Here is a 20,262-nt window from a genome sequence, read left to right on the forward strand (position 1 = left end):
TGCACGCATGACGGATGTGGGTCATGAAGTGTTACGGCGACACTTCGTCGCGATCACAACCGCTGCCTACCGGGACCCCGTATGGCCCGCACTACCGGGTGTGCGGGACGAAGTCGCCACGCTGAAGCAGTGGCTGGGCTCCAGCGACCTCGGTGAACGCCGGTTCGACGAGGTGTGGCCCGAACTGGCGGAGGACCCGCCCGAGGCTCTCGTGCGCGATCGTCTGAGGTCACTGGCCCGTGAACGCAAGTGGACAGAGGCGGACGCCGCGGTCGTCTTCGTCTCCGGTCACGGCGTGGAGGCGAACGACACCCACTACCTGGTCTTCACCGACAGCGACTACGACATGGTGTCGACGACCGCACTCCGCACCGCCGACCTCATCGCGTGGCTCAACGACACACCTGTCCAGCACCTGCTCCTGATCATCGACGCCTGCTTCGCTGGCGGCGTCGCCGAGGCGGCGCTCCGGCTGAGCAAGAGGCCGGGGCGGCAATGGCTGGTGCTGCCCAGCGCGACCCGCGAGGAGGAGGCAGTCGAGGGAGCCCTGACCGGGGCGATCTCCCGGTTCCTCGAAAACCTGTGCAAGCCCGAGGGGCGCCGTTACGGCGAGGGCCCCTACCTCGACGTCGCGGACTTCCTCCAGGACGTGCAGAAGATGCTGGGCGAGGGACAGACATTGCGCCCGCTCTACGGCAGTCGGCTCTTCGGGCCGCACGTGTGCCTGCCCAACCCCCATCACCAGCGTCGCTCGACGCTTGAGCTGGAGGCGGCCCGGCAGGAACTCGCCCTTCCGCGAGACGACCTGACCACTCACTGGGCGCCGCGGTCCCGTGGCGTGGCCCGGGTCGACGAACCGGGCTGGCTCTTCACCGGACGGCGTGCGCTGATGCGGCGGCTCATCGCCTCGGCGACCGGCGAGCCGTGCGCGGTGATCGTGTCCGGAGGCGCGGGCAGCGGCAAGTCCGCCGCGCTGGCGCGCCTGGTCACATTGAGCGATCAGCGCTTCCGGGAGCAGTACGCGCACGAGGTCGAGCAGGTGCCGGCGGATCTGCGGCCACCGCCAGGAGCGGTCGACGTCGCCGTGCTCGCGACCGGCAAACTGCACAGCCGGGTCATGTCCCAGATCTGCTCGGCGCTTCAGGTGCCCGTACCCGCAGGTACCGGAGAACCCACTGTCGACGACCAGCTCGCTGCCTGGCACGCCTGGCTCAAGGAGCACGACACACCGATCACGATCGTCGTGGACGCACTCGACGAGGCCGCCGACCCACAGGCTCTCGTCAGGGAGCTGCTCACGTACCTGGAACCAGATCCGGCCACCCCACGGCTGCGCCTGCTCATCGGCGTCCGTTCCCTGGCGGCCACCGACGACACGCGGGCCCGGGGCACGGTTCAACCCGAGGCGCTGATCCTGGCGGACCTGGCCGAACAGCTGCTGGGCGCCACTCGGATCTCCGTCGACGAGGCGCCATGGTGGGATCGGCGCGACGTCGTCGCCTACGTGCGCAGCATCCTGACCCTGACCCCCGGCTCGCCCTACGCGGACACCGACCCGGACGCCGCGGCAGCAGTCGCCCAGGCCGTGGGGGAACGGGCGGGGCGGTCCTTCCTCGTAGCGCGCATCGCCGCGAAGTCGCTCGCCGGCCGCGACGAGGTCGTGCGCGCGGAGGACAGCACGTGGCTCCGGGCTCTGGACGACGGTCTGCTCGGCGTCTTCCGCACCGATCTGCGCAACAGCGTGAAGGATCCCACGGAGCGACGACGGGCGGTCATCCTGATGAGAGCGGTCGCGTTCGCCTTCGGGTCGGGCATCCCATGGCGCGGGATATGGCCGTTGATGGCGCACGCGGTCGACGACGACGGCGACTACTACGGCGACAGCGACATCGCGTGGCTGCTCGGCACGCGGCTGAGCGCCTACCTGGTGACCGACCGCAGTGACGGCACCACGGTCTACAGGCTCTTCCACGACCTCCTGCGCAGCACCCTCAAAGAACGTTGGCAGGAACTGCTCACCGACCGACCGACGACCTGAGTGCGAAACGGCGTTCCCCCGCGGACCCGCGGCGACATACGCATCCAGGGAGACGCTGACCCCGAGCAGGAGCGCCGCCCGGCAAGCCCGCTTGGTGCGACGCCCGCTGTCACCCTCATGCTTCGGGAGACCGAGCGTTGCCAACAGCAGCAGACCGGAAGCCTCGGCGTCGAGTGCCCGGCGAGCGTTCCGCCGCTCACCGGGCCCTCTCGGTGCAGGTCAGCCCCAGGCCGACACCGGCACGAACGAACTGTCCTGGCGGAACAGGTCGGTGCCGTCCGAGAGGTTGACGCGGAGCTGGTAGTTGTAATGGCGCAGGTAGTAACCGGGGTAGTTGTACGACTCGAAGCGGACCGAGCCGGGGGTGGCGCCGGTGCGGGCGATGAACGTGGCGTCCTCGGCGAACGCCGTCGTGCCGTCGTCGGCGTCGAAGCGGCCCCGGAAGTCGTAGTGGCGCAGGTAGTTGCCGGCGGCGTCACGGAAGGAGCAGCCGCCCGAGTCGGCCAGTCCCGCGACGACGGTGAAGGTGGCCGCCTGCCTGTCGGCGGTGGCGCTGGAGCCGGTCACCACGGGGAGGTTGAGCAGGGAGGAGACCTCTTCCCAGTACCGCGTGGGGTAGTTGACCGACTGGAGTGAGCGGGTCGCGTTCCTCGTCAGCGACGCTCCGCCGGCCACCGTCTCCTTGATGACCGTGAAGTGGCGGGCCGTGCCGGAGAGGGTGGGCAGGGCCGTGGGGGCGGTCCAGGTGGCGAACGTGTCGTAGCTGTCGCTGTAGTAGTAGGTGCCGTCGCCGTAGCCGTCGAAGAAGATCCGCCAGCCGCCGTTGTCGAGCTGGATCACACTGGGGCCCTCGCGGTAGCTGCCCCAGCCCGCCCAGTCGCCGGTCCTGGATATGGTGTAGGGGCCCGTGAGGCTGGTGGCCGTGGCGTACTCGATGTACTTCGCCGTCTCGTTCTTCGTGAAAGCGTGGTAGGTCGAGCCCACCTTGACGAGGTACGTGTCGATGTGGTTCGGGCCGAGGCCGGCGAGGGCGGTCGGTGCGGTCCAGGCCGTCAGGGTGGAGTCGGTCGCCGTCAGGACGTACGGTGTGAAGATCCACTCGCCGTCCGTCGTCGAGCAGGACACGATGACGTTGACGCTGCCGTCGCTGTCCACGAACCACTCCGGCGCCCACGCGCGGGACAGGTTCGCGATCGGGACCGGGTAGTCGTACAGGAACGTCCAGGCGACCCGGTCGGCGCTGCGGGCGAAGCCGATCGTGGTGCTCTCGTCCTGCCAGGTGTGGGTGGTGTACGTGAGGTAGTAGAAGCCGTCCGTGTGCCTGAAGACACTCGCGTCCCGGATGCGGTTGCTGGGCGGGGTGTAGGCCGAGGACTGCAGGAGCCGGAAGTCGGTGGCGTCGTCGGACTGGTAGACGTTCACCGTGCCGTCGTCGCTGTTGAGGAACGGCACGATGGTGTAACGGGTGGCGTAGCCGCTCGCGGGGGCGGCGGCCTCGGCCGCGCCGCGCAGGCCGGGCAGTTCGCCCAGGGCCAGGGCGGTCGCGGGCAGGGCGGCCAGCGCGCGCAGCAGGGTGCGTCGGGAGGGGGTGGCGGGGGGACGTGTGGTCACGGCGGCTCTCCGGGGCTCGTGCAGACGGACACAGTGCGTCCGGTATGTCGAACTAGGTTCGAGAAGTCGCCAGAACGTAAGTTTCGCGACAGGTTCACGTCAATACTTTGGACAGGACTGGGGCCCGGCTGAACGTCGGCTGTGCGAAACCTGTCCTGCTCGGACGGGGTCGACGTCGCTCTCCGGTGAACCCGTGCCGGGGACGGACCGCCGGTGGGCGCGCAGTTGCTGGGCCCGGCGGACAGCGAGCCGCTGCTCGTCTCCCTCGCCGCTCAGCTGGAGGCCGAACTGAGCCGGCACGAACTCCGGCCGCCGCGGCCGGTGACCGCCGGCTCCCCGGCCGTGCCGGACGCGGGCGGCTTTCCTCTCGCCTGACCTGCCCGTACCCTCTGGCCATGGACGATGCGTCGATGGTCGGGCTCATGGGACGGGTCACCGGAACGGTCGGACCCGGGCTCGTCGGCGAGGTGATCGTCCGGGTTCGCGGGGGCGCCGAGCACTTCCTCGCGTACGCCGCCGACGGCACCGGCCGGTTCGAGCGGGGCACGGTCGTGATGGTGGTCGAGTACCTGCCGCCACGGACGGTCTACGTCACGCCCGCGTACGACAGTTGAGCGGGCGTAGCCCCAGGTGAGGGGGGTATGCGTCAAGATTGCAACAAGGAATCCCGAGCGTCTTCACCCGGCGCTCACGCGGGCGCACACTCCCTTCGTTCGGTGCCGAGAGGGCACCATCCAAAGGGGGCGTATGCCGATGGTTGTCGGCGTCGTTGCGGGCGCGGCGGTTCTCGCCGTTCTCGTGCTGATCGGTGTGTTCAAGATGATGTGGCGGGTGGCCGAGCCGAACGAGGCGCTCATCATCTCCGGTTCGAACCATCGGACCGAGGGCCTTGAGGAAGGCATGGGGTTCCGCATCGTCACGGGGCGCGGCACGCTGGTGCTGCCCGGCGTGCAGGCGGTGCGCAAGCTCTCCCTCGACCTGAACGAGACCGAGTTGTCGGTGGACTGCGTGACCCAGCAGGGCATTCCGCTGAAGGTGCGGGGTGTGGTCATCTTCAAGGTGGGCGACGACTTCGTGTCGATCGCCAACGCGGGTCGCCGTTTCCTGGACCAGCAGAAGATGATGTCCGAGCGGGTGCACAACGTGTTCGCGGGTCATCTGCGGTCCATCGTGGGCGGGTTGACGGTCGAGGACATGATCCGCGACCGGGACAAGCTCACCGGGCAGACCCGGGCCGCCTGCGGCACGGAGATGGAGAAGCTGGGGCTCATCGTGGACTCCCTGCAGATCCATGAGATCGAGGACCCGACCGGGTACATCCAGAACCTGGCGATGCCGCACGCGGCGGCCGTCCAGCGGGACGCGCGGATCGCGCAGGCGGAGGCGAACCGGCTCGCCACCGAGGCGGAGCAGCAGTCGTTCGCCCGGATGGCGGAGGCCACCCGGGACAGCGAGATCCTCCAGGCCGGTTACCAGGCCGAGCGGGACAAGGCGGCGGCCCAGGCCCGGCAGGCGGGTCCGCTCGCCGACGCCGCCGCCCGGCAGGAGGTCGTGGTCCAGGAGACGCGGGTGGCCGAGCTGGAGGCGCACCGGCGCGAGCAGCAGCTCCAGGCGGACGTCCGCAAGCCGGCCGACGCCAGGGCCTACGAGAAGCGGACGCTGGCCGAGGCCGAGCGTGACGCGCGCATCTCGGCGGCCCAGGCCAAGGCGAAGGAGACCGAGCTGGCGGCCGCGGCCGAGGCGACCCGGGTCAAGACGGCCGCGGGCGCCGAGGCCGAGGCGACCAAGTCCCGGGGTGCGGCGACCGCGGCCGCCACCCGGGCCACCGGTGAGGCCGAGGCGGCCGCCGCGCAGGCCAGGGGGCTCGCGGACGCCGAGGCGGTCCGGGCCAAGGGCCTCGCGGAGGCCGAGGCGATCAAGGCACGCGCCGCCGCCCTCGCGGAGAACCAGGAGGCGGTCGTCGCCCAGCAACTCGCCGAGAACTGGCCGGAGATCGTCAAGGCGGGTGCGTCCGCCTTCGGCAACGTCGACAACATGGTGCTGCTCAACGGCGCCGACGGCATGGCCGAGTTGTTCGCCAAGGCGCTCACGATGGGCGGTACGGGGCTCGGTCTCGCCCGTCAGCTCCTCGCCTCGATGAACCAGAACGGGCAGGCCCCGGCCGCGGCTTCGCCGGTTCTCAACGGGGCCGGCGGGCCGACGCCGCAGAAGGTTCCGGTGGAGCAGGACGGCGCGTAGCCGCCGGTGCGCGACCGCAGAACAGGGGTGCCCCAGGCCGCGGCCGGGGGCACCCCCGCGCTCACTCCCGCGCGTTGAGCCGCCGCAGCAGCGTCAGCAGCGTCGCGCGTTCCTCCGTCGACAGCCCGGCGAAGCAGTCGGCGAGCACCTCGCCGGCCACGCCGCGCCCGGCCGCCAGCGTCCGCTCCCCGTCGGGGGTGAGGTGGTGGCGGATCCGCCGCCCGGGGCCCGGCCGCCGCTCCACCAGGCCCTGCGCGGCCAGCCGGCCCACCAGGGTGCCGAAGGCCTGCTCGCTCTGGAAGGTGGCCGCGGCCAGCTCGCGCGCCGAGGCGCCCGGCGAGCGGTCGATGGCGCGCAGCGCGTCCCACTGCGCGAGCGTGGTGCCGACGGCCGCGAGCGCGCTGTCCAGCGCCCGGTGCTGCCGGTACTGGGCCTGTTTCACCGCTCTTCCGAGAAGCTGCAGGTCATCGTGCATGGCTCTACTGTAACCCAAGACTAAGCTTGTTTATATAAACATCCTTAGTTAGATTGAACGGCAGCCGTCCGGTGCTCGTCCTGCACGGAGGCGGCGGCCCCGCCACCGTCGCCGGACTCGCCGGCCGCCTCGCCGGGTCGGCCCGCACCATCACCCCCGTCCACCCCGGCTGGGACGGCACGCCCCGCCCCGACTGGCTGACGAGCGTCGACGACCTCGCCGTCGCCTACCTGCACCTGCTCCAGGACGACGGGCTGCGCGACGTCCTGGTCATCGGCTCCTCACTCGGCGGATACCTCGCCGCCGAGATGGCCGTACGCGACACGGCGGGGCAGATCACCGGCCTGGTCCTGATCAACGCGGTCGGCGCGGACATCGAAGGCGAGGAGGTCACCGACTTCTTCGCGCTCGATCCACGCGCCCAGGCCGAGCACTCCTGGCACGCCCCGGACCGCTTCTACGTCGACCCGGCCACCCTGTCCGGCAGCGAACTCGCCCGCCGCCAGGCCAACATGGCCACGATGCGGCTGCTCACCGACGGCGGCCGGATGACCGACCCGAAGCTGCTGCCCCGGCTGGGGCGGGTGCGGCAGCCCGCGCTGGTGATCTGGGGGGAGAGCGACCGTGTCGTCACGCCCGCGTACGGCGCGGCCTACGCGAAGGCCTTCCCGCAGGGCCGGTTCGCGCCGGTCCCCGAGGCCGGTCACCTTCCGCACATCGAATGCCCCGACGTCACGGCCGAGTTGATCGAGGCGGAGCTGCGCCGCACCGCCACCCCGCCGGTCCTCGCAGGCTGAGGCCCACTTAGGGTGCCCTCGTGACTGCGTTTATCGACGACGAGAACATCCCCGGCCGGTACGGCCCCACCGCGACCACCGAGGCCGACCCGCACGAGGTCGGCACGGTGCGCACCGAGTACTCCCCCGCCCACGACGGCGATCCCGACCCGGGTGAGATCGTGTGGACCTGGGTGCCCTTCGAGGAGAACGACGGGCGGGGCAAGGACCGGCCGGTGCTGGTCGTCGCCCGGGAGGCGGCCGGCACCCTGCTCGCCGTCCAGTTGTCCAGCAAGCGGCACGACGACGACCGCGAGTGGGTGGCCATCGGCAGCGGCCCCTGGGACCGCTCCGGCCGTGACTCCTGGGTGAACGCGGACCGCGTCCTGCGCCTGCACGAGGACGGCATGCGCCGGGAGGCCTGCGCGCTCGACCGGGGCCGGTTCAACCTCGTCCGCCACCGGCTGCACGAGCGCTACGGCTGGAGCTGAGCCCGGCGCCTCGCCGCGCACGGCCCCCGGCCCCGGCCGTCGGGCGCGCGGTGGCGCCCGGCCGCCCCGATCTCCTCGGTCTGCCGTGGGAGGCCGCGCAGGCGCGCGCTCATGGCGCCACCCCCGTGGACGCCATGAGCACGGCCCGCGCGGCCTCCCCCGTCGTGCTCATGCAGGCATCCTGAGTGATGCTGGTGGTGCCGTGCAACGGAGTTTCCTTGGCCGGAAACGGTCGGAAACACGCAAGGAAGCAGAGGTTACCGATCCAGAACATCCCTATTGGTGCCCTTGTGCGAACGGGCTCGACGGTCTTGGGTGGAACGGACGATGCCGTCCCGGACGCATCCACGGCCGGGGCGGTGGCATGGTGGAATCTCAGGAGGATCCCGACATGTCCGACTCAGTATCCGACGGTGGTCACTGTACCGACGGCTCCGTGAGAACCGACTTCTCGGACGACCGCACCGCTGTCACCGAGGCCGAGGTGGAGGCCCTGGTCAAGGGCATCTGCTTCAAGACCGGCCCGCCCCGGACCCTCGGGGTCGAGGTGGAATGGCTGGTCCACGAGCTGCGCGAGCCGCGGCTCCCGGTGACACCCGAACGACTCGAAACGGCCTACGCCGCACTGCGCACGGTGCCCCTGGGGTCGGCGCTCACCGTCGAACCCGGCGGCCAGCTGGAGCTCAGCTCGCCGCCCGCCGCCTCCCTCACGGAGTGCGTCGGCACCGTCTCCGCCGACCTGGACGCCGTCCGCAAGGTCCTCGCCGAACAGGGCCTCGGAATCCTGGGCGTCGGTCACGACCCCTGGCACGCACCCCGCCGCTTCCTGCGCGAGCCGCGCTACGACGCGATGGAGGCGTGCCTGGACCGCACCGGCACGGCGGGCCGCCACATGATGTGCGCCTCGGCGTCCGTCCAGGTCTGCCTGGACGCCGGCCACGAGGAGCCCGGCCCGCTCGGCTACACCCGGCGCTGGTGGCTGGCCCATCAGCTGGGCCCCGTACTGGTGGCCGCGTTCGCCAACTCCCCGCTGGTCGGGCAGCGGCCCACCGGCTGGGTCTCCACCCGGCAGCTGCTGTGGATGGAGATCGGCGCGGGCCGGGCGGGCGCGCCCCCGCTGGACGGCGACCCGCGCACCGCCTGGGCCCGGCACGTCCTGGACGCACCGGTGATGTGCGTCCGGCGGGACGGCGGGCCCTGGGACGTGCCCGAGGGCCTGACCTTCCGGGCCTGGACCCGGTCGGGAGCGCCGCCCACCGGCGCGGACCTGGCCTACCACCTCACGACGCTGTTCCCGCCGGTCCGGCCGCGCGGGCATCTGGAGCTGCGGATGATCGACGCGCAGCCCGGCGACGACGGGTGGATCGTGCCGCTGGCGGTGACGGCGGCGCTGTTCGACGACCCGGAGGCCGCCGAGACCGCGTACCGGACGGTGAAACCGCTGGCGGAGCGGGCGGGCCCGCACCCTGCCCCGAACAACCCGCTGTGGCTCGACGCGGCCCGCACCGGCCTCCGCGACCCGGAGCTGCACGAGGCCGCCGTCGCCTGTTTCAGGGCGGCGCTGGAGGCCCTGCCGAGGCTCGGCGCCGACCCCGAGGTCATGGACGCCGTGGCCGCGTACCGGGACCGGTACGTCCTGCGGGGCCGCTGCCCGGCCGACGACCTGCTGGACCGACTGCGCGGCGCGGCCGGTCGCGCCCACGGGAAGGACATCAGCGCATGACCGAGACCGACGTCGACATCGACATCGACATCGAGACCCTGCGGGAGAGGGCGCTGGCGTCCCTGACCACGGCCCGCGACCGCACCACGCTGCTGACCAGCTGCGTGGAGGGTCCCGACCTGACTGCCCAGCACTCCCCGCTGATGTCCCCGCTGGTCTGGGACCTCGCGCACATCGGCAACCAGGAGGAGCTCTGGTTGCTGCGCACCGTCGGCGGCCGGGAGGCGATGCGCCCCGAGATCGACCATCTCTACGACGCCTTCGAGCATCCGCGCTCCGAGCGGCCCTCGCTACCGCTGCTGCCGCCCGCCGAGGCCCGGCAGTACGCGGCGGAGGTGCGCGGCCGGGCCCTGGACCTGCTGGAGAGCGCGACGTTCACCGGCACCCGGCTGACCGAGGCGGGCTTCGCCTTCGGGATGATCGCGCAGCACGAACAGCAGCACGACGAGACGATGCTGATCACCCATCAGCTGCGCAAGGGGCCGCAGGCGCTGACCGCCCCGGACCCGGCTCCGGCGCCGCCGTTCACCGGTCCCGCCGAAGTCCTGGTCCCCGGCGGCCCGTTCACCATGGGCACCTCCACCGAGCCCTGGGCGCTGGACAACGAACGGCCTGCGCACCGGCGGGAGGTGGCGTCCTACTGGATCGACACCGTCCCGGTGACCAACGGCCGGTACCTGGAGTTCATGGCGGACGGCGGCTACCAGAACGAGCGCTGGTGGACGCCCGACGGCTGGGCGCACATCCGGCAGCACGCCATCTCGGCGCCGCTGTTCTGGCACCGGGAGGGCGGCCAGTGGCTGCGGCGCCGGTTCGGGGTCACCGAGGTGGTGCCGCCCGAGGAACCCGTCCTGCACGTCTGCTGGTACGAGGCGGACGCCTACGCCCGCTGGGCCGGGCGCCGGCTGCCCACCGAGGCCGAGTGGGAGAAGGCCGCCCGGCACCACCCGGGCGAGAACCGGTCCCGGCGCTACCCCTGGGGCGACGCCGACCCGGCGCCCCGCCACGCCAACCTGGGCCAGCGGCATCTGCGCCCGGCCCCGGCGGGCAGCTACCCCGAGGGCGAGTCCCCGCTGGGGGTACGGCAGTTGATCGGCGACGTGTGGGAGTGGACGTCCAGCGACTTCCTGCCCTACCCCGGCTTCGCCGCCTTCCCGTACAAGGAGTACTCGGAGGTGTTCTTCGGCCCCGAGTACAAGGTGCTGCGCGGTGGTTCGTTCGCCGTGGACCAGGTGGCCTGCCGGGGGACGTTCCGCAACTGGGACTACCCGATCCGGCGGCAGATCTTCTCCGGTTTCCGCACCGCCCGTTCGGCGGAGACCGCCTGATGTGCCGTCACCTGGCCTTTCTGGGGCCCGAGGAGCCGCTCGGCCGGCTCCTCGTGGAGCCCGAGCACTCCCTGTACCGGCAGTCGTGGGCCCCCCGGCGCCAACGGTACGGGACGGTCAACGCGGACGGATTCGGGGTGGGTTGGTATGCCCCGGCGGATCCGCAGCCGGCCCGGTACCGGCGGGCGGGGCCGATCTGGGCCGACCAGTCCTTCGCCGACCTGGCCCGGGTCGTGCGCACCGGCGCGCTGCTGGCCGCCGTACGGGACGCGACCCTTGCGGGCGCGGACGCGGAGGCCGCCGCGGCGCCGTTCGCGGCGGGCCGCTGGCTGTTCAGCCACAACGGGGCCGTCCCCGGCTGGCCGCGGTCACTGGCCCCGCTCGTCCCTCTGCTGCCCCCGGCCGACCTGCTGTCGCTGGAGGCCCGCACCGACTCGGCGTTCGTCTGGGCGCTGGTCCTGCACCGGCTGCGGTCCGGCACGGAGCCGGGCCCGGCCCTTGCCGAAACGGTTCAGCAGGTGGCCGAGGCCGCGCCCGCGGCCCGGCTCAACCTCCTCCTCACCGACGGCGAGACCATCACCGCCACCGCCTGGGGCGACAGCCTCCACTACCTCGCGGAACCCGGCCTGCGCACCGTCGTCGCCTCCGAGCCGTACGACGACGACCCGCGCTGGCAGGAGGTCCCCGACCGCACGCTGCTCACCGCGAGCCGCGCGGGCGTCGTGCTCGCCCCGGTCGAGGACCTGGCATCGGTACCACCAAAGGAGCCCTGTACGTGAGTCCCTTCCGTGTCACCCCCGTCCTTCCCGAGGGCGCGGCGGACGGCGCGCCGCAGGCCGGCGTACCGGCCGGCCGTCCCGCCACCCCCGAGTGGCCCGCGGCCGCGGCGCTCACCGCGTCCCGCACCTCCCGCACCTCCCGCACCTCCCGCACAGGTCGTGTCGCCGCAGCGGCGACCACTCGTCCTCGTCCTGCCACCGCTCGGCAGAGCTCGGGATCCGCCCCCGACCGCTGGATCGCGCAGTGACTCCAGGTACGCACCGGCAGGACGTCGACCGAAACGAGGCAACCATGACCAGCGTCCACCCCTACGGCTACACCGACACCCTCGACGCCGAGCACTACGCCACGGCACTGCGCGCCGACATCCACCGCGGGCTGACCAGCACCCCCAAGTCCACGGCGCCCACGTGGTTCTACGACGCCCGGGGCAGCGAACTCTTCGAGGAGATCACCCAGCTGCCGGAGTACCCCTTGTGGCGGGCGGAGCTCGGGCTGCTCCGGTCGCACGCCCAGGACGTGGCCGCGCGCACCGGCGCCCGCGCCATGGTGGAACTCGGGTCCGGCAGTTCGACGAAGTCGAAGCTGATCATCGAGGCGCTGGGACCGACCGGCCTGAACTACGTTCCGGTCGACGTCAGCGCGGACGCGCTCCACCAGGCCAGTGCCCAACTCGTGCGGGACTACCCGGGGATCCGGCTGCACGCCCTGCGCGCCGACTTCACCACTCCGCTCGTCCTGCCCTCGCTGCCCGAGGACGGCCCGCGGCTGATCGCCTTCCTCGGCAGCACACTGGGCAATTTCCGGCGTCCCGCCCGCGGCCCCTTCCTGCGCGGGCTCCGGGACATCATGCGTCCGCAGGACTTCCTGCTGCTCGGCGCCGATCTGGTCAAGAGCGAGCACGAGATGACGGCCGCCTACGACGACGCCCAGGGCGTCACGGCCGAGTTCGACAAGAACCTGCTGCACGTCCTGAACCGCGAGCTGGACGCGGACTTCGATCCCGACGCCTTCGACCACGTCGCAGTGTGGAACAGCGCGGAGAGCCTCATCGAGATGAGGCTGCGCAGCCGCGTCGAGCAACTGGTCAAGGTCCGGGGGCTCGACCTGGCGGTGCCCTTCGGGCGCGGAGAGGAATGGATCACCGAGCGCAGCGCCAAGTTCACCGTCGACGGACTGCGCGGTGAACTGGCCGACGCGGGCCTCAGCACCGACCAGCTCTGGGCCGACCCGGACGCCGGGTTCACCTTGACGCTGGCCACCGCCGGCTGACGCACCCCGTCCGCCGGGAGAACAGCACGCTCAGGTGCGCGCGTCCTGTTCTCCCGGCGGCGCGCGTACCGCCTCGGACCGGCTCGGCCCGCTCGCCGCCGTGCCGCTCAGTCGTCGCCGGGGAACTCTCCGGCGAACGCGGCGGCCATGCGCAGCCACGGCTGGGCCTCGTCCTGTCGGCCCTGGCGTTGCAGGGTCCGGCCCAGCATCAGGTGGGCGTAGCGCTCCACCGGGTCACGCTCGACGATCCGGCGCAGTTGTTCCTCGGCGCGCCGCAATTGGGCGGAGTGGTAGTAGGCACGGGCCAGCAGCAGCCTCGGGCCCGTCTGTTCCGGCGCTTCCTCGACGACGTCGGTGAGCAGCCGTGCCGCGCCGATGTAGTCCCTGGCCGCGAACAGCAGCTGGGCCCGCTCCCAGCGTTCGGTGGTGCTCTCCTCGTGCGGTCCGCCGACGCCGTCGTCGAAGAGGTGCAGAGCGCTCGCCCACCGGTCGGGCGCCACGCCGCCAGTGGCCTGGTCGAACTGCATCGCCGTCACCCTTCCCGTGTCGTTGAATCATCAACTGCACCCCGCAACACGAGCACCCTGATCTCTATTCCGCCTCCGCCGGGCGTGGCGCCGCTCGGGCCGCCCGCCGTGGTCAGACCGGTTCCCCGGCCGGCGGGACGGCGCGGCGGCGGCCCCGGACACGGCTCGCCCCTCGGCCGTGATCACCAGGAACGCGCCACGGCAGTCCGCGGAGCAGGCGGAGTCGGAGTCGTACGGTGGTCCGTACGCGCGGGTGTCAGCCGTCCCGGCCCTGCCACGTGGTCACGCAGGCTTCGTTCCCCTCCGGGTCGGCGAGTACCCAGAAGGCGGGGGCGCGGCCGGCGGAGACGAGGCGGCCCCCGGCCGCCAGCGCGGCCTCGATCCGCCGGGGTGCCTCGTCGTGCGGAACACAGACGTCGAAGTGGATGCGGTTGCGCTGCGGGCGCGCCCGGTCCATCTGCTGGAACCAGACCGCGGGCCCCTCCCCCACGGGGTCGACGAGAGGATCCTTCGAGCCCTCCGCGCCGGCCTCGCCGGCGTAACCCAGCACCGCCTTCCAGAACGGCCGGACCGCGGGGATGTCCAGGGCGTCGATCCCGATCTCCAGGACCTGGACCGACCGCGGCGCCCCGGTGCCGATCTCCGGCTGCGTCAGCGCCCCGGCCCGGTCCGCGGCGGCGGAGATCCGGTGCGCGAGTGCCACGTCCAGGGTGGTGACCGCCGCGTGCGCCGACGACTGCAGGGTGAACACGACCCGATCGGGGCGGGAGTCCACCCGAAGGTGCTGATCGGCGTCGCTGCCGCACACCTCGGCGGCGACCGCTGCCAGGCGGACGGCCTCGGCCAACGACCCGACCGGGACCGAGCTCTTCAACGTGCCCAGCAGCAGACGCCAGCCGGAGTCGTGGACCGCCTCCGACGCTTCCTGCCGGCTCAGTTTGTGCTCCATCCCCGCATCTTCGCAGGGACGGCCCGGCGCGCGGGCGGACAGTTCCGACACCTCCACAGGGCGGAGGCCCGCCACGGCGCGGAGGCCCGCCACGGCGCCCTCGCCCCGCCGGCTCACCCGAAGTCCGGCGCGAGCAGTTCGGTGATCCGGCGGGAGGCGCGGCGGGCCTCGGTCGCTGGGTCCGCTCCGCCGAGCACCTTGGTCATGTAGCCCTTGATCGGGTTGTCCGCCTCCACCGCGGGCCAGTCCGGGGTGTGCGGGGTCGCGCGCCCTCGGGCCGCCCCCGCCGCCATCGCTGCGACCCCCGCCTCCCCGGCCACCGCGCCCGCCAGCGTGGTCTTGTTGGGCACGTAGTTCATGGTGCGGGCCAGCTCGGTGTCCCACTTGGCCCCGGTGAGCGCGCCGACGACGGCGGTCGCGTCGTAGGGCCGGTCGGTGTTCTGCGGTACGACGAGGTCGGAGCCGCCGGTGAAGACGGCGCCGGGGTGGTCGGCGGTGCGGCCGGGCACCGGGAAGTACCCGATCTCGTCCTTCAGTTCGGGGTTCTGCTGCACGACGGACTGCGCGAGGCCGGGCACCGCGACGATCTGCGCCACCTGCCCGCCCGCGAACACCTCTGCCTGGGGCGGGTGTTCCTCGTCGGCGTCGACGGGCCCCCTGCCGAGGGCCTGCAGCCGCCGGTAGAAGCTCATCCCGCGCAGGGCGGCCGGGCTGTCCAGGGTGCCCTTCCAGCCGGCGTCGGTCTGCTGGGCGAGGTCGCCGCCCTCGTCCCAGATGAACCCGGAGAGCGTGTACCAGTCCTGCCCGGCGAGGTAGATTCCCTGCCGGCCGCCGGTGTCGAGCTTCCGGGTGTCGGTCAGCCACTCCTCGCGGGTCTTCGGCGGGGTGGCGATCCCGGCCTTCCGGAAGAGATCCTTGCGGTAGATGACGACCCGGTTGGCGGCGTACCAGGGGATGCCGTACTGGCGGGAGTCGTCCCGGCCGGGCTCGGCGAGGCCGGGCAGCCAGTGGTCCTTGCCCCAGTCGCGCATCGACTCCAGGGTGAGATCGGTGAGCCGGCCGTCCTCGACGTACTGCGGGACCTGGGTGTTGCCGACCTCGATGACGTCGGGCGCGTCGTCGGCGTCGCTCTTCAGCGCCGCCTGCACCTTGGCCACGATGCCGGTCCAGTCCTGGATGCGGATGTCCAGCCGGATGTCCTGGTGGGTGTGCTCGAAGTCCGCGGTGAACCGGCGCAGGAAGTCCGCCGAGGCGCTGTTGCGCATCAGCCACACCGTGACCGTGTGCCGGCCGCCGCCCTCGCCCGGCAGCATGCCGCAGGCGCTCAGCAGGGCGGCGGACGCGCAGACGAGAGCGAGTGGTCGGCGAAGTCTCACGGCGGTTCCTGTTCTGTCTGCTGGACAGGCGAAGGGGGCCCGGCGTGGGGGAACGAGCGGAGGAGCCCGTACGGGTGTAGGGGATTTTGGTATGGACCAATATGCAGGGTCAAGGGCTGTCGGCGTTCGGGAACCGACGTCTCGCGCTCCGCTTGAGGATGCGGCACGGTGGAGTGACGACGAGAGGAGTTCCCCGATGACCAACCACACCTACCGGGTCACCGAGATCGTCGGCACCTCGCACGAAGGCATCGACCAGGCCATCCGCAACGGTGTCGCCCGCGCCGGCCAGACCCTGCGCAACCTCGACTGGTTCGAGGTGACGCAGGTCAGGGGGCAGATCGAGAACGGGCAGATCGAGCACTACCAGGTCGGCCTGAAGGTGGGCTTCCGCATCGAGGACGAGGACTGAGGAGGAGGCGAAGGCCGTCCCCTCAGGTCCGTCCCTCCCCCTCCTGGGCCTGCTCCAGCACCGTCGAGCGGTCGGCCCAGCGGGCCCGTACCACGGTGAACCCGGCCCGTTCGGCGGCGTCGCAGACCAACTCGTCGTCATCGACCAGGACGCGGACCTCGCGCCGCTCGGCGAGCCGGCCGAGGATCTCCAGCTTGGTGTGGCGGGCGGGCCTGCGGTCGGCGTTGCGCCGCATGTGCACGCGTCCCTCGGGCAGCCCATGGGCGGCCAGCCAGTCCAGGGTGTCGCGCCGGCAGCGCTCGGGCCGCCCGGTGAGGTAGACGATCTCGCACTCCTCGGCGGTCGCCACGGCCAGCGCGATCCCCCCGGCGATCGGCGGATCGTGCGGCGCGGCCGCGAAGAACGCGTCCCAGTCCTTCGGCCTGCCCTCCAGGAACCGCTGCCGGTGGGCGGTGTCGGCGAGGGTGTTGTCGATGTCGAACACGGCGATCGGCCGCCTGCCGGTCTCTGTCACCCGGCCACCCTAGACCGGCGCGGCCGCCGCCGACCCCGTGCTGCCGACGGCGGCCCCGCGGCGGGCACCGCCCACCGCCCCGGCGGGAATCCTGCGGCCGCGGGGCTGTTGAACCCTCTGTGAACGCAACCCTCGCCCGGACCCGGTTCTCCGTCCTCGACCGCTCCCGCACCCGGGAGGGGCACGCGCCCGGCGAGGCGCTGCGGGACACCGTGGCGCTGGCGCGGGAGGTGGAGGCGCTCGGCTACCACCGGTTCTGGGTGTCGGAGCACCACGGGGTGCCCGGGGTCGCCGGTGCGGCGCCGACGGTGCTGGCCGCCGCCGTGGCCGGTGCCACCCGGACCATCCGCGTCGGCACCGGCGGCGTGATGCTGCCCAACCACCGCACCCTGGTCGTGGCCGAGCAGTTCGGCGTGCTGGAGTCGCTGTACCCGGGGCGGATCGACATGGGGCTCGGCCGGTCGGTGGGCTTCACCGACGGCGTGCGCCGGGCGCTGGGGCGCGACAAGGGCGACGCCGACGACTTCCAGGCGCAGCTGGGCGACCTGCTGGGCTGGTTCGAGGGGGCCTCTCCCACCGGGGTGCGGGCCCGCCCCGCGGACGGGCTGCGGGTGCCGCCGTTCGTGCTGGCGATGGGCGAGGGCGCGGAGATCGCGGCCCGCGCCGGACTGCCCATGGTCATCGGTGATCTGCGCGGCCGCGAGAAGATGCGGCGCGGGATCGAGCGCTACCGCGACCGCTTCCGCCCCTCCCCCTGGGCCGCCGAGCCGTACGTGGTGATCTCCGGAACGGTCGCGGTCGCGGGCACGCTCGAGGCGGCGCACCGGCTGCTCGTCCCGGAGGCCTGGTCGATGGCGTACTCCCGCACCCATGGCACCTTCCCGCCGCTGCCCCCGGCCGAGGCGGTCGAGGCCCGGACGATGACCGCGAAGGAACGCGGCTTCTACGAGTCGGGGCTCAGCGGGCACATCGCCGGCACCGAGGAGCAGGTCGCGCACGAACTGGAGACGGTCCTCAAGGAGACCGGCGCCGACGAGGTGCTGGTCACCACGAGCACGTACGACCGCACGGCCCTGCTCGACTCGTACCGGCGGCTGGCCGCCGTCGTGAACGGCGCCTGATCAGCCCACCTCGGCCGGCTTGTCCGACCTGATCGCGATCTCGCCGTCCGCCGCGTCCACCACCGCGCGGTCGCCCGCCCGGAGCTGGCCGGAGAGCAGCAGGTCGGCGAGGCGGTCGTCGACCTCGCGCTGGATGGTGCGGCGCAGCGGGCGGGCGCCGAAGTCGGGCTCGTGCCCGAGGTTGGCGAGCAACTCGGCCGCCGCGTCGGTGACGTCGAGGGCGACGTCCTGGGCGTGCAGCCGGCGCCGGGTGTGTTCCAGCAACAGACCTACGATCTGGCGCAGTTGGGCACGGTCCAGGCCTCGGAAGACGATGATCTCGTCGATCCGGTTGAGGAACTCCGGGCGGAAGTGCTGCTGCAGGGCCGGCAGGACCGCCTCGCGGACCTTCGCGTAGTCCTCGGTGCCGGCGGCCAGGACGCGGTCCGCGCCGATGTTGGACGTCATGATGACGACGGTGTTCTTGAAGTCGACGGTGCGGCCCTGGGAGTCGGTGAGGCGGCCGTCGTCCAGCAGCTGGAGCAGGGTGTTGAAGACGTCCGGGTGCGCCTTCTCCACCTCGTCCAGGAGCAGCACGGCGTACGGCTGCCTGCGCACCGCCTCGGTGAGCTGACCGGCCTCCTCGTGGCCGACGTATCCGGGCGGCGCGCCGACCAGCCGGGAGACCGTGTGGCGCTCCTGGAACTCGCTCATGTCGAGACGGATCATGCGGGTCTCGTCGCCGAACAGGGCGGCGGCCAGGGCGCGGGCCAGTTCGGTCTTGCCCACGCCGGTCGGGCCGAGGAAGAGGAAGCTGCCGACCGGGCGGTTCGGATCGCTCATGCCGGCGCGGGCGCGCCGGACCGCGCGGGCGACGGCGGTGATCGCCTCGTCCTGGCCGACGACCCGCTCGTGCAGGTGCTCCTCCAGCTTCATCAGCCGCTCCCGTTCCTCCTCGGTGAGCTGGGCGACCGGGATGCCAGTGGTGCGGGAGACGACCTCGGCGATGTCCTCGGCGGTCACCCTGGGCGCGTGCTCCTCGGCGGTGCCGGCCTGCTCCAGCTCGGCCTCGGCCGCCCTGATGCGGTCGCGGAGCTCCTTGGCGCGCTCGTACTCCTCGTCAGCGACGGCCTGGTCCTTCTCCCGGTTCAGGGCGGCGATCCGGTCCTCGATGTCCCGGGTGTCGGTCGGCGGGGTCTTGGCCCGCAGCCGGACCCGGGCCGCCGCCTGGTCCATCAGGTCGATCGCCTTGTCGGGCAGGAACCGCGAGGTGATGTACCGGTCGGACAGCTCGGCCGCCGCCACGACCGCCTCGTCGGTGATGCGGACCTGGTGGTGGGCCTCGTAGCGGTCGCGCAGGCCGCGCAGGATCTCGATGGTGTCGTCGACGGCGGGCTCACCGACCAGGATGGGCGCGAACCGGCGTTCCAGGGCGGCGTCCTTCTCGATGTGCCTGCGGTACTCGTCCACCGTGGTCGCGCCGATCAGGTGCAGCTCGCCGCGGGCGAGGGCCGGTTTGAGGATGTTGCCCGCGTCCAGGGCGCCGTCGCCGCCGCCCCCGGCGCCCACCACGGTGTGCAACTCGTCGAGGAACAGCACGAGTTCGTCGCCGTGCTCGCGGACCTCGTCGAGGAGCTTCTTCAGCCGTTCCTCGAACTCGCCCCGGTACTTGGTGCCGGCCACCATCCCGGCCAGGTCGAGGGAGACCAGTCGCTTGCCTTCGAGGGTCTTGGGCACGTCCCCGGCGACGATCCGCTGTGCGATGCCCTCCACGATGGCGGTCTTCCCGACCCCGGGGTCACCGATCAGTACGGGGTTGTTCTTGCTGCGCCGGGAGAGCACCTCGATGGTCTGCTCGACCTCCTCGTCCCGGCCGATCACCGGGTCCAGGCGCCCGGTCCGGGCGTCCTCGGTCAGGTCACGGCCGTACTCGTCGACGGTCGGCGTGGTACTGGGCTTCCTGCGCTCCGTCGCGCCCTCGGCCGGCATCCGGGTCGGCTCCCAGCCGCTGTCGCCGAGCGCCCGCCCCGCGGCGGACTCCGGGTTCGCGGCGAGCGCGCGGAGCAGGTGCTCGGGGCCGATGTAGGAGGCGCCCTCGGCCCGGGAGATCTGGTAGGCGTCGAGCAGGGCGCGTTTGGCGGCCGGGGTGAGGGCGGTGGGCTCGGTCTTCTCGGCGCCGCCGTGGCCGGCGGTGAGCCGCTCGTGGAGCCGGTCGGGGTCGGCGCCCGCCTCGGTGAGCAGCCGCCGGGTGGAGTCGTGGGTGGTGGCGGCGGCCAGCAGGTGCCGGGCGTCCAGTTCCTCGCTGCCCTCGACGGAGGCCAGGTCGCGGGCCTCGGCGACCAGCTCCCGGGCCCGCTCGGAGAGCAGACTGCCGATGTCGACGCGCTGCGGACGGCGTGCCGGGGTGCCCGGTCCGGATCCGCCGAAGAAGCGGGACATCAGCTCGTCGAACTCCTCGAAGGGACTGCGTCCGAATCCGAAACCGGAGGTGCTCATGGGGCCGGGCCTTTCTGCGGACGGCTGGGCGGTCGGCAGCGCGGGAGCCTCCGCCGGGGGCCTTGCCCGAGCGGCGGGAATCCGCGTTCTCCAAGCTCGCACAGGCAGGGCGGGCCCGCACGGGGACGCCCGTCGAGATGCGGACGGCGCCCCGGC

At 72.4% G+C, this 20,262-nt stretch carries 20 protein-coding genes and 1 pseudogene; 13 read left to right on the forward strand and 8 right to left on the reverse strand.

Annotation, left to right across the window (positions count from 1 at the left end):
* Positions 1 to 100: 100 nt before the first annotated feature.
* On the forward strand, positions 101 to 2,038 hold the full coding sequence (locus tag AB0M11_RS05225; RefSeq protein WP_365701532.1) for a caspase family protein: 1,938 nt from the start codon (positions 101 to 103) through the stop codon (positions 2,036 to 2,038).
* Between the two features lie 219 nt (positions 2,039 to 2,257).
* Here AB0M11_RS05225 and AB0M11_RS05230 read toward each other — a convergent pair whose 3' ends face one another.
* A complete protein-coding gene (locus AB0M11_RS05230; RefSeq protein WP_365701534.1) occupies positions 2,258 to 3,649 on the reverse strand; it encodes a glycoside hydrolase family 43 protein in 1,392 nt (463 codons plus the stop codon).
* Positions 3,650 to 3,862: 213 nt separating this feature from the next.
* Here AB0M11_RS05230 and AB0M11_RS05235 point away from each other — a divergent pair, with 213 nt between their 5' ends.
* The 3 genes from AB0M11_RS05235 to AB0M11_RS05245 all read left to right on the forward strand — a co-directional run bounded on the left by AB0M11_RS05235 (position 3,863) and on the right by AB0M11_RS05245 (position 5,887).
* A complete protein-coding gene (locus AB0M11_RS05235; RefSeq protein ID WP_365701536.1) occupies positions 3,863 to 4,024 on the forward strand; it encodes a hypothetical protein in 162 nt (53 codons plus the stop codon).
* A 20-nt stretch (positions 4,025 to 4,044) separates the two neighbouring features.
* Complete coding sequence (locus AB0M11_RS05240) at positions 4,045 to 4,263, forward strand: hypothetical protein (protein ID WP_206306337.1); 219 nt, start codon at positions 4,045 to 4,047, stop codon at positions 4,261 to 4,263.
* A 133-nt stretch (positions 4,264 to 4,396) separates the two neighbouring features.
* On the forward strand, positions 4,397 to 5,887 hold the full coding sequence (locus AB0M11_RS05245; RefSeq protein ID WP_365701539.1) for an SPFH domain-containing protein: 1,491 nt from the start codon (positions 4,397 to 4,399) through the stop codon (positions 5,885 to 5,887).
* Positions 5,888 to 5,948: 61 nt separating this feature from the next.
* Here the strand turns inward: AB0M11_RS05245 and AB0M11_RS05250 are convergent, their stop codons facing one another.
* Entirely contained in the window at positions 5,949 to 6,362 is a 414-nt protein-coding gene (locus tag AB0M11_RS05250; RefSeq protein ID WP_365701541.1) for a helix-turn-helix domain-containing protein, read from the reverse strand.
* A gap of 53 nt (positions 6,363 to 6,415) precedes the next feature.
* On the opposite strand from AB0M11_RS05250, the gene AB0M11_RS05255 reads away from it, so the two are divergent.
* Both AB0M11_RS05255 and AB0M11_RS05260 read left to right on the forward strand, forming a co-directional pair.
* Complete coding sequence (locus tag AB0M11_RS05255) at positions 6,416 to 7,159, forward strand: alpha/beta hydrolase (RefSeq protein ID WP_365701543.1); 744 nt, start codon at positions 6,416 to 6,418, stop codon at positions 7,157 to 7,159.
* Between the two features lie 20 nt (positions 7,160 to 7,179).
* On the forward strand, positions 7,180 to 7,629 hold the full coding sequence (locus AB0M11_RS05260; RefSeq protein WP_365701545.1) for a type II toxin-antitoxin system PemK/MazF family toxin: 450 nt from the start codon (positions 7,180 to 7,182) through the stop codon (positions 7,627 to 7,629).
* Between the two features lie 32 nt (positions 7,630 to 7,661).
* Here the strand turns inward: AB0M11_RS05260 and AB0M11_RS05265 are convergent.
* Positions 7,662 to 7,742, reverse strand: a pseudogene (locus AB0M11_RS05265) (TIGR02452 family protein); the annotation flags it as partial.
* Positions 7,743 to 8,020: 278 nt separating this feature from the next.
* Between AB0M11_RS05265 and egtA the strand changes: the two are divergent.
* The 5 genes from egtA to egtD are packed head-to-tail and all read left to right on the forward strand — an operon-like array spanning position 8,021 to position 12,732.
* Positions 8,021 to 9,352, forward strand: a complete 1,332-nt coding sequence (gene egtA, locus AB0M11_RS05270) for an ergothioneine biosynthesis glutamate--cysteine ligase EgtA (protein ID WP_365701547.1) — start codon at positions 8,021 to 8,023, stop codon at positions 9,350 to 9,352.
* Positions 9,349 to 10,680, forward strand: coding sequence for an ergothioneine biosynthesis protein EgtB (gene egtB / locus AB0M11_RS05275; protein WP_365701548.1), 1,332 nt, complete (start codon positions 9,349 to 9,351; stop codon positions 10,678 to 10,680). The genes egtA and egtB overlap by 4 nt, the downstream gene beginning before the upstream one ends.
* Positions 10,680 to 11,459: an ergothioneine biosynthesis protein EgtC gene (egtC, locus tag AB0M11_RS05280; protein WP_365701550.1), complete on the forward strand. Its 780-nt coding sequence runs from the start codon at positions 10,680 to 10,682 to the stop codon at positions 11,457 to 11,459. Before egtB ends, egtC begins: the two co-directional genes overlap by 1 nt.
* On the forward strand, positions 11,456 to 11,707 hold the full coding sequence (locus AB0M11_RS05285; protein ID WP_365701552.1) for a hypothetical protein: 252 nt from the start codon (positions 11,456 to 11,458) through the stop codon (positions 11,705 to 11,707). Before egtC ends, AB0M11_RS05285 begins: the two co-directional genes overlap by 4 nt.
* A gap of 44 nt (positions 11,708 to 11,751) precedes the next feature.
* Complete coding sequence (egtD, locus tag AB0M11_RS05290) at positions 11,752 to 12,732, forward strand: L-histidine N(alpha)-methyltransferase (protein WP_365701554.1); 981 nt, start codon at positions 11,752 to 11,754, stop codon at positions 12,730 to 12,732.
* 107 nt (positions 12,733 to 12,839) lie between these two features.
* On the opposite strand, the gene AB0M11_RS05295 is transcribed toward egtD, so the two are convergent.
* The 3 genes from AB0M11_RS05295 to AB0M11_RS05305 all read right to left on the reverse strand — a co-directional run bounded on the left by AB0M11_RS05295 (position 12,840) and on the right by AB0M11_RS05305 (position 15,521).
* On the reverse strand, positions 12,840 to 13,259 hold the full coding sequence (locus tag AB0M11_RS05295) for a tetratricopeptide repeat protein (protein WP_365701556.1): 420 nt from the start codon (positions 13,257 to 13,259) through the stop codon (positions 12,840 to 12,842).
* A 256-nt stretch (positions 13,260 to 13,515) separates the two neighbouring features.
* Positions 13,516 to 14,208, reverse strand: coding sequence for a VOC family protein (locus tag AB0M11_RS05300; RefSeq protein ID WP_365701558.1), 693 nt, complete (start codon positions 14,206 to 14,208; stop codon positions 13,516 to 13,518).
* A 113-nt stretch (positions 14,209 to 14,321) separates the two neighbouring features.
* Positions 14,322 to 15,521: an extracellular solute-binding protein gene (locus AB0M11_RS05305; protein ID WP_365701709.1), complete on the reverse strand. Its 1,200-nt coding sequence runs from the start codon at positions 15,519 to 15,521 to the stop codon at positions 14,322 to 14,324.
* 259 nt (positions 15,522 to 15,780) lie between these two features.
* On the opposite strand from AB0M11_RS05305, the gene AB0M11_RS05310 reads away from it, so the two are divergent.
* The gene (locus AB0M11_RS05310) at positions 15,781 to 15,996 is read left to right on the forward strand and encodes a dodecin (RefSeq protein WP_365701560.1); all 216 of its coding nucleotides are present in this window, start codon (positions 15,781 to 15,783) and stop codon (positions 15,994 to 15,996) included.
* A 22-nt stretch (positions 15,997 to 16,018) separates the two neighbouring features.
* Here the strand turns inward: AB0M11_RS05310 and AB0M11_RS05315 are convergent, their stop codons facing one another.
* Positions 16,019 to 16,510 (reverse strand): hypothetical protein, encoded by a 492-nt coding sequence (locus AB0M11_RS05315; RefSeq protein WP_365701562.1) that lies wholly within the window; start codon positions 16,508 to 16,510, stop codon positions 16,019 to 16,021.
* A 119-nt stretch (positions 16,511 to 16,629) separates the two neighbouring features.
* Between AB0M11_RS05315 and AB0M11_RS05320 the strand changes: the two genes are divergently transcribed.
* Positions 16,630 to 17,631 (forward strand): LLM class flavin-dependent oxidoreductase, encoded by a 1,002-nt coding sequence (locus AB0M11_RS05320; RefSeq protein WP_365701564.1) that lies wholly within the window; start codon positions 16,630 to 16,632, stop codon positions 17,629 to 17,631.
* Here AB0M11_RS05320 and AB0M11_RS05325 read toward each other — a convergent pair whose 3' ends face one another.
* Entirely contained in the window at positions 17,632 to 20,106 is a 2,475-nt protein-coding gene (locus tag AB0M11_RS05325; RefSeq protein ID WP_365701566.1) for an ATP-dependent Clp protease ATP-binding subunit, read from the reverse strand.
* Positions 20,107 to 20,262 lie beyond the last annotated feature (156 nt).

The organism is Streptomyces sp. NPDC051987 (assembly GCF_040680735.1).
Classification (GTDB): domain Bacteria; phylum Actinomycetota; class Actinomycetes; order Streptomycetales; family Streptomycetaceae; genus Streptomyces.